The sequence below is a fragment of the Enterococcus sp. DIV1937 genome, assembly GCF_050535975.1.
Taxonomy (GTDB): Bacteria; Bacillota; Bacilli; order Lactobacillales; family Enterococcaceae; genus Enterococcus; species Enterococcus faecalis.
Window position 1 is genome coordinate 530526 of record NZ_CP172909.1, and the last position, 13316, is coordinate 543841.

Here is a 13316-nt window from a genome sequence, read left to right on the forward strand (position 1 = left end):
ATTTGCTTTGCAAATAGTGTTTCTCAGCAATAAGAAGAAATTTCCGAAAATTGTCATAAAACACAACGAGGTACGAGTTGATGTTGCATGATACCTACCCGGTGTTCTTTAATTTTTGGAGACCAAGTAGGTATTGTTCATCATCGAATCACTACGTTCTTCGTGATTCTCAACACTTGGAAGGATTAAGATACGCCGAACACTTGTGTGAGAAAGTCAATTTCGGCTTATTGTTTTCTCGCCAAAGGCTCGTCACAGTTTTATCCTTGTAAGTTCCGAAGGACCTTCACCAAGTAGGTACGATGATTTCATCTGTTCATGCTTCACAGTGAAACATCGCAACTCTTAGAGCTGTAGCTCTTTTGAAGGCTGTACTGTGACGAGACGCATGTCGAGAAAACACCTTAGAAGTTGTTGAGATCGGAGCAACGCGTAGTGTTGGTTCTGTTCCCGCCGTTTATCAGGCTTTTTTTATTGTGTGTAAATACACAAGCAAAATAATCGCTTTCCCTTTTTTATTCACCGTATAATGGGATAGAATGACTTTATACAAAAGGGGAAAACAAGATGAAATACCAAGTATTACTTTATTACAAATATACAACAATTGAAGATCCAGAAGCTTTTGCGAAAGAGCATCTAGCTTTTTGCAAATCATTAAATTTAAAAGGCCGTATTTTAGTAGCGACAGAAGGGATTAACGGAACGTTATCTGGTACTGTCGAAGAAACAGAAAAGTACATGGAAGCAATGCAAGCAGATGAGCGCTTTAAGGATACATTCTTTAAAATTGATCCAGCAGAAGAAATGGCGTTCCGCAAAATGTTTGTTCGCCCACGTTCTGAATTAGTGGCGTTGAACTTAGAAGAAGACGTTGATCCATTAGAAACGACGGGGAAATATTTGGAACCTGCAGAATTTAAAGATGCCTTATTAGACGAAGACACTGTTGTAATCGATGCTCGTAACGATTATGAATATGATTTAGGTCATTTCCGTGGTGCCGTGCGCCCAGATATCCGTAGCTTCCGTGAGTTACCACAATGGATTCGCGAGAACAAAGAACAATTTATGGATAAAAAAATTGTTACCTATTGTACTGGCGGGATTCGCTGTGAAAAATTTTCTGGCTGGTTATTAAAAGAAGGATTTGAAGATGTTGCTCAATTGCATGGTGGTATCGCCAACTATGGAAAAAATCCAGAAACACGTGGCGAACTTTGGGATGGCAAAATGTATGTCTTTGATGACCGAATCAGTGTCGAAATTAATCATGTTGATAAAAAAGTTATTGGGAAAGATTGGTTTGATGGAACACCTTGCGAACGCTATATTAACTGTGCAAACCCAGAATGTAATCGTCAAATCTTAACTTCAGAAGAAAATGAACATAAACATTTAGGCGGCTGCTCATTAGAATGTAGCCAGCATCCTGCCAACCGTTATGTAAAAAAATATAATTTAACAGAAGCAGAAGTTGCTGAACGTTTAGCTTTGTTAGAAGCGGTTGAAGTATAAAAATAATAAAAAAATAAACAAAAAAACTTCGAAAATTATTTTTCGAAGTTTTTTTGTTTATTTTTTTGTCTTTAAAAGTGTTGATTTTAAAGCTTTCTTAGCTAAAACCATTTTATTTTTTAAAAGCGTCTGAAAAAAATAAAAAAATCTAATAAATATTTCTTTTATATAATGTTTATTGGCTGGGCCAGTCAATGTTGAAAATGGGGAAGGAGGAATTCAGATGAAAATCATAAAAAGGTTTAGTTTGGTATGTTTAGGGCTATTGATCATTGGGTTGCAAACAAAAAGCGTTATGGCTGAAGAAAATAATTATGAATCAAATGGTCAAGCGAGCTTCTATGGCACCTACGTTTATGAGAATGAAAAAGAGTCAAATGACATAGCGTATACCCAACAATCAGAAGAACAGGGAAGAAACAATTTAACTGCTTCTGGACAAGCAGTTTTACCTAAAACAGGCGAGTCTGAAAATCCACTGTATTCCTTGATAGGAGTTAGTTTGTTGGGGGTAGTCATTTATTTAATTAATAAAATGAAACGAGAGAAGGAGCTTATTTAATGAAAAAAACTGTTTTACTTACATCGGCAACCATACTTTTAGGCGTAGGGTTTCAAGCAATAAACGCATCAGCAGCAGAAACTTTTCCGAAAGAATACAATACGGAAGGCACAATTACTTTTGAAGCAGGCGATAACGAAATCACACCGCCTGTTGATCCAGAAAATCCCGATCCTACTGATCCAGTAGACCCAATTGATCCTCCAGGGCCAGGAACGGGTGGTGCCTTATCAATTGATTATGGGTCAAAATTTAAATTTGGTACACAAAAGATTTCTACGGCAGATCAAACGTATTATGCTGCGCCAGATGAAATGAAAGATGGTTCAAAAAAACCAACCTATGTACAAGTAACTGATAAAAGAGGAACGTTAGCAGGATGGAAACTAACGCTTTCCCAACCTGAACAATTTAAAACAGCTACTGGAGAGGAACTAGTCGGCGCTCAATTAACGTTTACAAAGGCAGAAGCTGCCTCAATGGTGGATGAAAAATATAAACCTACTGAAGTCAGTAGTACTATTTCCCTAACACCTGGTGTAAATAATAATCTAGCGATGAACGCTAAAAAAGAAACAGGTGTTGGGACTTGGGTTTATCGATTTGGTTCAAATGAAGCAACAAATAAAGAAGCTGTCCAACTATTCGTTCCCGGAAAATCTGTAAAGCTTGCACAACAATATTCAACGAAGTTAGTTTGGGCATTAGAAGATACTCCCGCTAATAATTAAATAAAGGAGAAAAGCAATGAAAAAACAATTCACAGGAATCGTTCTATGCAGTACATTTGCAGTTGCTGGTTGGTCCTTACAAGCGAAGGCAGAAGAGCCAAAAGAGTATCGTTCGAATGGTTTAGTAGAATTTATTCCGAACGTAGATCCGACAGAGCCGGTTGATCCAGAAAATCCCGATCCAGAAAAGCCAGTCAAACCAATTGATCCGACAGACCCAGAAGGTCCCAATCCTGGTACCCAAGGACCGCTGTCTATTGATTATGCTTCAAGTTTTGACTTTGGGAAAAATCGTATTTCGAATAAAGACCAAGTATATTTTGCAAGAGCACAGCAATATCAAGAAAATCAAAAAGAAACACCAAATTTTGTGCAAATTTCTGATAATAGAGGAACCAATAGCGGTTGGTCTTTAACGGTTACGCAAAAGGAGCAATTTAAAGCAACAAAGGCGACTTTAAATAGTCAGTTGACAGGTGCGCAAATTTCTTTAGCTAACCCGACTGTTAATAGTAATGCGCAAAATGTTGTGAAACCAGAGGCAACAAATAAGATTGCCCTTGTTCCAGGAACCGCATCTCTAGTGGCAGCTGCGAAGCAAGGAACCGGTGCAGGAACCTGGGCTACTTATTGGGGTAAAGTAGAAGTGGTTGCAGAACGCGATGAAACCAATACGGTACACAATGTTAATGTTACAAAAGATGTTGCGCTATCAGTACCAGGGTCAACTCCTAAAGATGCCGTGAAATATCAAACAAAATTATTGTGGACGTTGACGGATGTACCAGGAATTTAAAAAGTAGAGGTGAAGAGAGATGCGAAACAAACAAAGCCTAGTCTTTTTGGCAAGTAGTTTATTCTTACTACTCCTTGCGCCTATTACTAGCGAAGCGATTAGTAATCCTTCGACAAATATCAACGAAGTCAATCGGGAAATAGTGGAGGAATCGGCCAATGATCAGGCAACTAGCGCTCCTTCTCACTCGGAAACATTAGAGCAAGAACCTTCCCTAGAAACGACAACAACAACCGATAATCATCCAGCAGAAACAGACCAATCAACGGCTACTTTAGAACCTAGCGAACAACAAAAGGATGACGATAACAGTGCAACGGAATCGGCGATAGTTGAACCACAGCCGCGCATGTTGGCTGCGCCATACGCTACTTCATTGCCTGATGATCCTAATATCATTCCAATCGACAAGGTGTTTCAAGAGCCAATTGGAAATGCAACAAGTATTTTAGAAGGTGGGAAGTTATTACAACTAAACCCAGCTGTTAAATCACAAAAAGGAGCTATTTGGTCAAAAAAACCAATCAGTTTATTGTCGGATTTTACCTTTAAAAGTTATTTGTATTTAGGAAACGAGTATGCAAATGCTGGTGATGGTATGACCTTTACCTTAACGAATGATCCTAGAATGTCCACAACGCCTCAAGAAGTCATTGGTTCACCTGGGATGGGAATCGGTGCATACTCCACGAAAGCGGGTCAACCTTATGTTAGAAATGCCTTATCGATTGAGTTTGATACCTATAAAAATACTGGTAGTTCCAACCGAATGGACCGAGAAATTTCACAAGATAAGGGAAATGGGCATTTAGCTTTTGTCACTCCGAAAGCTAATAACAACAGCTATACAGGGGAGCATTCAGGCGTCATTGTTGCGCCAACCTATCTATCTAATGGAACCTGGCGCATGTTGACTGTTCATTGGAATGCCGCAACCAAAGCATTAACATATGATTTAGAAGGTGTGGGCACGAATACGTATGTAGTTTCAGATTTAAATGCACAATTTGGCGCAACAACGGTTTATTGGGGCTTTACATCATCCACAGGTGGCAAATACCAAGAGAATGCTTTAGCAATGACACAAATTCCTACCAACGTTACGTCACAAGCAGCCCTTAGCGTGAATGGTCAGGAATTTAGCTCAGCTGTTGAAGCAGTGAAAAATGATCAGGTGAGACTACGGAATACGTTGAATATTGACAATGACTTTATCGAAGATCGTCAACCGCAAGTAAGCATTGACTTACCTGATGAATTAGCATATGAAGAAAATTCATTAATGATTGATGGTAAAAAGGTAGCAGCCAAAGATCTGACACAAACAGGGAATCACTTAACAATTGCTTTAAATGACTACCTAGTTTTAAAGAAGGACATGATTATTGAATTAAAAACAACCCTTCAAGATAATACGCCCGAAAAAGTTTTAACTATGAACTTTGACTATTATGAAGAAGGAACCTTACTGCAAAAGTCAAATAATGTAACGATTACTATTCCTAAACCAACAGAAAAAACAGTAACCGTTTTTTATAAAGACGCGGAAGGTAAAGATATTGCTCCACCTAAAAGTGTAACAGGGAAAATTGGTGCACCCTATCAAGAAAAACCCCTAGATATTTCTGGCTATGTTTTTACAAAAGACTCAGGAAATGCGGAAGGAACAATGACAGAGGAAACAAAAGATATTTATTTTTACTATCGTTTAGGGGAACTATATTTTAAAGAGGCACCAAAACAGATTACTTTTGGTACGGAAAAGATACGTAATCAACCACTAATTAAACTTGGGCATCCCACCGAAGGACTCAAAGTTGTGGATGAACGTAACGCAAATAATTGGCGCTTGCAACTAAAGCAAACGCAACCGTTAACAAATGATTCAATTGTAATGCCAGATGTTTTTTCTTTCGTTTCAACTGCTGGAAGCTCTCAGATTACAAATGAGGCAATTACGCTTTTAGAAAGTAATCAGAAAGGTGAAACAGATTTAACAGCATTACTTGATGAATCAAAACAACAAGGAATTCAAATCAATGTTCCTGTAGCTTATCAAAGAGTTGGAACATTTAAAGCTCGTTTATCTTGGGCGTTAGAAGACGTACCAGGAAATTAAAGAAAAGAATGGAGAAAAGAAAATGAAAAAAGTAACAACAGTATGTTTATCCACATTTATTTTAGGGAGCTTAGGCATGACTTCTCAAGCCTTTGCAGAAGATGGCGGTAGTTATACATCTAATGGTATCGTAGAATTTACACCAAGTGAAGAGCCAACTAATCCGGTTGACCCAACGGATCCAACTAATCCAGTTGATCCTATTGACCCAACAGATCCTGAAGGTCCTAATCCAGGAACAAACGGTCCGTTGTCAATTGATTATGCGTCAAGTCTAGACTTCGGTGTTCAAAAAATCACGTCGAAGGATCAGACTTATTTTGCTGCTACCCAAAAATACAAGACAGTAGGCGCAACCGATGAAGTCAAAGAAGGGCCTAACTATGTCCAAGTAACAGATAACCGTGGAACCGAAGCTGGCTGGTCATTAAAAGTGAAACAAGAAGGACAATTTAAATCAACTTCTGGTAAAGAATTGACTGGGGCAGCTATCACGTTTAAAAACGGAAATGTAGTGACTGCTTCAGATTCAGGCAAACCAACAGGCCCAGCCACAATCACGCTAAATTCAGATGGTAGTCAATCAGATGTAATGAGTGCAGCGAAAGGAAACGGTGCAGGAACTTATTTATTTGATTGGGGAACAGATGCAACTACAGCTGCTAAAAGTATTGAGTTAACTGTTCCAGGTTCTACAACCAAATACGCTGAAAAATACGCCACAAAATTAACATGGACGTTGACAGACGCTCCAGGAAATTAAACGAGTTTTAAAAAGAAGAATAGCGGGGAACATGGTTACCTGCTATTCACTACATATAGAAAAGGAGTAAATAATTTGAACAGAAAAAAACAACGATTTCTTTTTTTTCCGATACTACTAATTCTTTTAGCGTTAGTACCTAGCAATGGTTTTGCCAGTGAATTTAATTTTGCGGTTACGCCTATTCCATCAGAAAAACAAGTAGATAAAGAAAAAACTTACTTTGATTTATTACTAGCACCAAATGAAGAAACTGAGTTGAAAGTGAACTTGCGCAATGATACAGATAAAGAAGTAAAGGTAGGTATTTCCATCAATAGTGCCATTACCAATTCAAATGTAATCGTGGAGTATGGTGAAAATAAGGGGAAAAAAGATCAAAGTTTAGCGTTTGATATAAAAGACTACGTTCAATACCCTAGCTCAGTTCGTTTAAAACCGAAAAGTGAACAAACGGTTTCTATTAACGTCAAAATGCCTAATACACCCTTTGATGGAGTGTTAGCTAGTGGTATCACTTTTAAAGAAGAAACGTCGGATGAAGGCAAACGCCAAGACGATAAGAGTCAGGGGTTATCCATTAAAAATGAATATTCGTATGTCGTTGCATTATTGATGCAACAAAACAAAAAAAAGGTTGAGCCGAATTTACTTTTGAAAAAAGTCTCACCAGGACAGATTAATGCTAGAAATGTGATTTTAGTCAATCTACAAAATGATCAAAAAACATATATTAACCAAGTTGCCTTTTCGGCAGAGATTACCAAAAAGGGACATGAAGAAGTTTTATATAAAGAGGAAAAAGCAAACATGCAAATTGCACCAAATACCAATTTTTCTGTTCCCATTGCGCTAAAAGGGCAACCACTTAAGCCAGGAGATTATCATTTGTCTATGACCGTTGTTGGGAATAAAGATGCTGCAGGCTCATTTAAAAAATCAATAAACAATGAATCGATATCTTTTAGAAATCAATGGCAATTTGAAAAAGACTTTACAATTAATGGTGAAGTTGCCAAAGAATTAAATGAAAAAGATGTCACCTTAAAAGAAAATCATTCGAATTTATATTTGATGATTGGCTTACTACTATTATTGATAGTGATTTTAATCATTGCCTGGTTGATTTGGCGAAAAAAGAAACAGGAAAAAAACGAAAGAGAAATATAAAGAGTAGTTAATTTTTGATTTGATCATCGGCAACGTTTTTGTTTGTTTTTACTTATCAAACATGCAGTTTATTCAACAAACCTAACTCAAAAAAAGAAATAATAAGAAGGAGTATTGTTAAATATCGTCTGATACCACTTTACTAGTTATATTTTTTGTTTTGTTATGTAGCTAAAGTATTTGGCAATATATGTGAGAAAAATGGATAAATACAAACATTTACTATTATGGAGTACATTGTTACTCTCGTTTTTTCAAGTAACCAATGTGCAAGCAGCAGAAGAACGGAATCCAATTTATAATCCGACCAATCCAACAGAAGAAATTTATCCGATTGAGAATACTGGCACACCAGAAAAAATGGAAGAAACAAATGAAAGTACTATTACTAGCGAAACGCAAGCGGAAGAAAGTAGCGAAGACGTTAGTAAAAAAGAAGTGACAACCAATAATCCAAAAACAAATGAAGAAAGGCCTTCTTCCAAGAAAAGTCAGCATCAAGTATTTTTCACGGATGAATTATTTGATGCTAGCCATATCACCATTGTACCAAATAGCACAGGCGGTGCTGGAACGGAGGGGCAAAACACTTTTTACTTGAATTTCATACGGGAATTAGTAGGAACGGCTATTTATGGGAGAAAGAACTGATAAATGATGAATTATGAAATTTTTTTAAATAAAGAAGATCAACGAAGTTATTCCTTGCTAAGGCATTTAGAAGAAAGTCCCACGCTATCAGGTACTTTTATTGCACTTCGCGAAGAATTATCAATGTCGAATTTTTTAGTCAAAAAAACATTAGAAAAATTAAAAGCAGATATTGACAATCTAAAGTTAAGCGACAGCTTAACTTTAGTCGTTTCTGATGTAGATGTTACACTTGAAATTGATGGAAACTATTCAAGTAAACTTTTGCTCACGAAATACTTAACAGAATCGCTCTCTTTTAAATTAGTGTTGTCTTACTTTAGAGGAAATTATAGTTTGACAAAGTTTGCTGAATGTAATCATGTCAGCACCTCTGTGGCGTATAGTACCTTACAGCGGCTAAAAAAAGCCTTAAAGGAGTATCAGATCTATTTTAGTAAGCGGGAAATTGTCGGCAATCAAAAAGCAATTTCATTTTTTTTGTATAAATTGTTCACGCTTTCCAATCAACCAATTTCCGAACTATATTCGGCAAAAGTTTATAATGAAGCGAAACGTGTATTACAGTCTGTTGAGTTAAACTATACTTTCACCACCTATGAGCGACGCAATTTTTTCCATTATTTAGCTATTATGATTAACAACGAAGGACGTGCGGTGGAAGGGATCGATACGCGTGCACTGAATACATTTTCAGAGGAACTAATAAAAAAATCGCAATTGGCATGGGCATTGGCCTCAAAATCATTAACGTATACGATTGTTTTTTTCTTGTATTTGCATGGCAAACTAGAGAAAAAATATGTCATTCACGAAGATCCTACGATTGAAAGCCTAACTCGTGTTTTCATTGGAAGTTTTGAAAAAGCATTTAATTGTTTAGAGGAGTCAACAAGGAATACTCTAGAAGAAGGGTTAGCAATTATTCATTTCAATGTTATTTACTTTCCGATTAATATGTTTGACGATTTTGAAATGGATTTACAGTTTTTTAAGCAAACATATCCGGAATTTTATTTTTATTTAATTGAATATATTCGTTGGTTAACAGCAAAACATAAAAAAATTGCGAAAGCCAATCACTGTTTGTTTTTTAACTATCTATTGTTGCTAATTAATCATGTTCCGGTTCATTTAATTGCAGAGCCAGCCAAGGTCCTAATTGATTTTTCTTATGGAAAAGAGTATAACCAATTCATCAAAAAAAATTTATCCGTCTATGTGAATTTAAATGTAGAAATTATTGACCCGTTATCAGATACCTTACCAGATGTGGTGATTACCAATTTAAATAACTTGTATCAAGAAGAACAGAGTAAAGTTATGGTTTGGCTGGATCCACCTCGTTCGATTGATTGGGTCAATTTAACGCAATCATTACTGACTATTCAAGAAGAAAAATATCAACAACAAAAAGAATCGACAAAGACAAGCGGTGATCCTATCGAATAGAATCATCGCTTGTCTTTGTGTTTAAGTCTTTACAAAACCACCCAAGTGTTTTATAATATGAATATACATTCATATGAATAGAAAAACATTAATGAGGAGGCGCATAACAATGTCAAAACAAACAGGTGCACACACACATGAAGAAAAAGGTAAAAATGTTCCAGTTATTCTCTTTTTTACAGGATTGGCTCTTTTCTTTATCGGTTTATTTTTAGGGAACATGCTCTTAGTGAAAAATATTCTTTTCTCATTAGCTGCTATTTTAGCTGGTTATCATATTATTGGGGAAGGCTTTGGAGATACGTATCGGGATACGAAAAACAATCGAAAGTTTTCGCCTAATATTCATTTGTTAATGACCTTAGCTGCAGTTGGTTCAGCATTAATGGGAAGTTTTGAAGAATCAGCATTGTTGATTTTGATTTTTGCGGCGGCGCATTTCCTTGAAGATTATGCTCAAGGCAAAAGCCAACGTGAAATTACAAAACTATTAAATTTAAATCCAACAGAAGCTCGCTTGATAACAGATGACGGCTCAATTCAAACTGTGTCAGTTGAACAATTGAAGATTGGTGACCGCGTGCAAGTCCTCAATGGTGCGCAAATCCCGACAGATGGCGTCGTGATTGAAGGAAGTACCGCTGTGGATGAATCATCTATTAATGGGGAAAGTATTCCCAAAGAAAAAAATAGTGGGGACCCAGTTTTTGGTAGTACTATGAACGGTTCAGGCACAATTGTTGTTGAAGTAACGAAAGATAGTTCAGAAACAGTTTTTGCAAAAATCGTACAGCTAGTGAACCAATCACAAGAAAATCAATCAGAAATTGCAAGCAAAATTAAACGATTTGAACCGAAATATGTCACACTAGTTTTAGCAGTTTTTCCACTAATTGTTTTAGGTGGCGCATTACTTTTCCAATTGACTTGGGCTGAAAGTTTTTACAGAGGCTTGGTTTTCTTAATTGCTGCCTCCCCTTGTGCATTAGCAGCGAGTGCCGTTCCGGCAACTTTATCAGGAATTTCCAATTTAGCAAAACAAGGCGTTTTGTTTAAAGGTGGCTCATTCTTATCAAATTTAGCTGAAGTGAAAGCACTCGCTTTTGATAAAACAGGCACGCTAACAAAAGGCAAACCTGAGGTCACAGATTATCTTTTTGTTGATGGCTTAGAAGATCGCCAAGACGAATTAGTAGCTGTTTTAACAAATATGGAGAAAAAATCCAATCATCCATTGGCGACGGCGATTGTTAATCGCTTTGAAGCAGAAACAACGGCTTTAAATTTAGAAGTAGAAAATATTGTCGGGGTGGGTTTAGTAACGACCATTGCAGACACAACTTTTAGAATTGGTAAACCATCTAGTTTCGAACAAGTGCCAACAATCATTGAGAAACAAACAACGAAATTAGCAAGTGAAGGCAAAACGGTGGTGTACTTTGCCGAAAATGAACAAGTGATTGGTTTAGTGGCATTGATGGATGTTCCTAATGAAGAAGCAATGAACGCCATTCACTATTTCAAGTCACAAAATATTGAAACAACAATGATTACAGGAGATGCAAAACTTACGGGTGAAGCAGTTGGTCGCTTAGTAGGCGTGGACCAAGTTTTTGCTAATGTTTTACCTGAGGAAAAATCAGCGATTGTTGATCAATTAAAACGCGAAGTAGGAATGACAGGGATGGTTGGTGATGGCATTAACGATGCGCCCGCTTTAGTGAATGCTGACATCGGAGTGGCGATGGGGGATGGTACAGACATTGCTATCGATGTTGCAGACGTGGTAGTGATGAAAAATGATCTTTCTAAATTAGGCTATGCTCATCGTGTCTCAAAACGCTTGAATAAAATTGTGCAGCAAAATATTATTTTTTCAATGTTAGTGGTAGCAACGTTGATTATCTTGAACTTTTTAGGTATTGCGAATATCGCATTTAGCGTACTTATTCATGAAGGAAGTACCTTAGTGGTCATTTTTAATGGCTTGCGTTTATTAGTTAATACAAAATAAGTCAAATAGTCACTTGCAAGAAAGGAGAGAAAGCGATGAATTCTTTAAAAATGATTGAACTTTCTCTCACCGACGTTGTCATTCGGATGGCTCTAGCCGTGGTTTTTGGAGCTTTGATTGGGTTAGAAAGAAGTATTAAAAGAAAAGGCTTCGGTATCAGTAGTAATGCCATTTTATGTTTGGCCTCTTGTACGATTTCCATTTTACAGATTCAATCGGTGGATATTTTAGTCGATGTGGTGAAACAAAATAGCGCCTTGGCGTCCATTATTTCTATGGATATTACACGATATGGCGCCCAAGTGATTAGTGGTGTAGGCTTTCTCGGTGCGGGGATTATCGTTTTTAGAGAAAGGAAAGTCTCTGGGTTAACGACAGCAGTAATGATGTGGAATGTTACTATTATTGGTTTAGTCATTGGGATGGGCTTTTTAACCATTGCATTTATCAATCTCGTGGCAACTTTGCTAGTATTAGCTCTGGCCCATTTTAAACGAAAGACTCCTTTAAAACGATTGCAGCTTATCGTAAAAATGAAGGAACCTATGATTAAAGAAAGCCGACTGCATGAACAACTTCAAGCTTCTTTAGAAAAAGGGGAGCGCTTAGTAGAATTGACTTTGGAATCCGAACAAGAGGCAGTGACAGCAAAGATTTCTTATGTAGGCAAAGAAGATTTCTGGCATTCCAACTTGCACCATCTCTTGAAAGAAAAAGGGCACGTTCAATCTGTCTCTGTCACGGAAACAATTTAACCATAAAATAAAGCACTTGGGCGCTAGCGCGCGCCAAGTGCTTTTGTTTAAATATTTAATACTTTATCTAAGAAATCTTTTGTTCGAGGGTTTTGAGGATTTTCAAAGACTTGCTCTGGCGAACCATCTTCTAGGAAGTTACCGCCATCAATGAACATTACTCGATTAGCCACTTCTTTTGCAAAGCCCATTTCGTGAGTAACGATGACCATTGTCATTCCTTGTTTTGCTAAATCTTTCATTACACCAAGAACATCGCCAACCATTTCTGGATCAAGAGCTGATGTTGGCTCATCGAAAAGCATAATATCAGGATTCATCGCTAACGCACGTGCAATTGCGACACGTTGTTTTTGACCACCAGATAAAGAATCTGGATAGGCATCTTTTTTATCTGCCAACCCAACACGTTCTAAAAGTTCTAACGCTTTTTTCTCCGCTTCGTCTTTTGATAAGCGACCTAAATCGGTTGGTGCTAAAACAATGTTTTCTAAAATAGATAAATGTGGAAACAAATTGAAATGTTGGAAAACCATGCCGATATGTTGACGGACTTGGTTGATGTCCGTATTTTTATCTGTCAAGTTCGCACCATCAATAATAATGTCTCCGCTAGAAGCTTCTTCTAATTGATTCAAGCAACGTAAAAAAGTACTTTTACCAGAACCAGAAGGACCGATGACGCAGACTACGTCGCCTTCGTTAATAGAAACATTAATGTCGTTTAAGACCGTGTTGTCACCATATTTTTTTACTAAATGTTCAACTAAGATTTTTTCAGTCAT

At 37.1% G+C, this 13316-nt stretch carries 12 protein-coding genes; 11 read left to right on the top strand and 1 reads right to left on the bottom strand.

Annotated features, from left to right (window positions below; genetic code table 11):
• Window positions 1-567: 567 nt before the first annotated feature.
• The 11 genes from IGL13_RS02630 (at window position 568) to IGL13_RS02680 (ending at window position 12531) form a co-directional block, all read left to right on the top strand.
• The gene (locus IGL13_RS02630; RefSeq protein WP_002378042.1) at window positions 568-1518 is read left to right on the top strand and encodes a rhodanese-related sulfurtransferase; all 951 of its coding nucleotides are present in this window, start codon (window positions 568-570) and stop codon (window positions 1516-1518) included.
• 178 nt (window positions 1519-1696) lie between these two features.
• Window positions 1697-2080 (top strand): LPXTG cell wall anchor domain-containing protein, encoded by a 384-nt coding sequence (locus tag IGL13_RS02635; RefSeq protein WP_002364792.1) that lies wholly within the window; start codon window positions 1697-1699, stop codon window positions 2078-2080.
• The gene (locus tag IGL13_RS02640) at window positions 2080-2811 is read left to right on the top strand and encodes a WxL domain-containing protein (RefSeq protein ID WP_002361269.1); all 732 of its coding nucleotides are present in this window, start codon (window positions 2080-2082) and stop codon (window positions 2809-2811) included. Before IGL13_RS02635 ends, IGL13_RS02640 begins: the two co-directional genes overlap by 1 nt.
• Window positions 2812-2827: 16 nt before the next feature.
• A complete protein-coding gene (locus IGL13_RS02645; RefSeq protein WP_002355607.1) occupies window positions 2828-3607 on the top strand; it encodes a WxL domain-containing protein in 780 nt (259 codons plus the stop codon).
• A gap of 19 nt (window positions 3608-3626) precedes the next feature.
• Entirely contained in the window at window positions 3627-5726 is a 2100-nt protein-coding gene (locus tag IGL13_RS02650) for a lectin-like domain-containing protein (RefSeq protein WP_010818282.1), read from the top strand.
• Between the two features lie 22 nt (window positions 5727-5748).
• A complete protein-coding gene (locus IGL13_RS02655; protein ID WP_002355609.1) occupies window positions 5749-6489 on the top strand; it encodes a WxL domain-containing protein in 741 nt (246 codons plus the stop codon).
• A 75-nt stretch (window positions 6490-6564) separates the two neighbouring features.
• Window positions 6565-7659 carry a DUF916 and DUF3324 domain-containing protein gene (locus tag IGL13_RS02660; protein WP_002361272.1) on the top strand — a complete coding sequence of 365 codons (1095 nt, stop codon included), beginning with the start codon at window positions 6565-6567 and terminating at the stop codon, window positions 7657-7659.
• 201 nt (window positions 7660-7860) lie between these two features.
• The gene (locus IGL13_RS02665) at window positions 7861-8310 is read left to right on the top strand and encodes a hypothetical protein (protein WP_002381257.1); all 450 of its coding nucleotides are present in this window, start codon (window positions 7861-7863) and stop codon (window positions 8308-8310) included.
• A gap of 3 nt (window positions 8311-8313) precedes the next feature.
• Entirely contained in the window at window positions 8314-9762 is a 1449-nt protein-coding gene (locus tag IGL13_RS02670; protein ID WP_002378044.1) for a helix-turn-helix domain-containing protein, read from the top strand.
• Window positions 9763-9871: 109 nt separating this feature from the next.
• Window positions 9872-11776, top strand: coding sequence for a heavy metal translocating P-type ATPase (locus IGL13_RS02675; protein WP_002386153.1), 1905 nt, complete (start codon window positions 9872-9874; stop codon window positions 11774-11776).
• Between the two features lie 35 nt (window positions 11777-11811).
• Window positions 11812-12531, top strand: coding sequence for an MgtC/SapB family protein (locus IGL13_RS02680; protein WP_002361276.1), 720 nt, complete (start codon window positions 11812-11814; stop codon window positions 12529-12531).
• A 47-nt stretch (window positions 12532-12578) separates the two neighbouring features.
• On the opposite strand, the gene IGL13_RS02685 is transcribed toward IGL13_RS02680, so the two are convergent.
• Entirely contained in the window at window positions 12579-13316 is a 738-nt protein-coding gene (locus IGL13_RS02685; protein WP_002355616.1) for an amino acid ABC transporter ATP-binding protein, read from the bottom strand.

What these genes read in the sequence shown, in the direction of transcription:
- IGL13_RS02630 (WP_002378042.1), top strand. Translation starts at nt 568, where the DNA reads ATGAAATACCAAGTATTACTTTATTACAAATATACAACAATTGAAGAT.
- IGL13_RS02640 (WP_002361269.1), top strand. Translation starts at nt 2,080, where the DNA reads ATGAAAAAAACTGTTTTACTTACATCGGCAACCATACTTTTAGGCGTA.
- IGL13_RS02645 (WP_002355607.1), top strand. Translation starts at nt 2,828, where the DNA reads ATGAAAAAACAATTCACAGGAATCGTTCTATGCAGTACATTTGCAGTT.
- IGL13_RS02650 (WP_010818282.1), top strand. Translation starts at nt 3,627, where the DNA reads ATGCGAAACAAACAAAGCCTAGTCTTTTTGGCAAGTAGTTTATTCTTA.
- IGL13_RS02655 (WP_002355609.1), top strand. Translation starts at nt 5,749, where the DNA reads ATGAAAAAAGTAACAACAGTATGTTTATCCACATTTATTTTAGGGAGC.
- IGL13_RS02665 (WP_002381257.1), top strand. Translation starts at nt 7,861, where the DNA reads ATGGATAAATACAAACATTTACTATTATGGAGTACATTGTTACTCTCG.
- IGL13_RS02670 (WP_002378044.1), top strand. Translation starts at nt 8,314, where the DNA reads ATGATGAATTATGAAATTTTTTTAAATAAAGAAGATCAACGAAGTTAT.
- IGL13_RS02675 (WP_002386153.1), top strand. Translation starts at nt 9,872, where the DNA reads ATGTCAAAACAAACAGGTGCACACACACATGAAGAAAAAGGTAAAAAT.
- IGL13_RS02680 (WP_002361276.1), top strand. Translation starts at nt 11,812, where the DNA reads ATGAATTCTTTAAAAATGATTGAACTTTCTCTCACCGACGTTGTCATT.
- IGL13_RS02685 (WP_002355616.1), bottom strand. Translation starts at nt 13,316, where the DNA reads ATGACTGAAAAAATCTTAGTTGAACATTTAGTAAAAAAATATGGTGAC.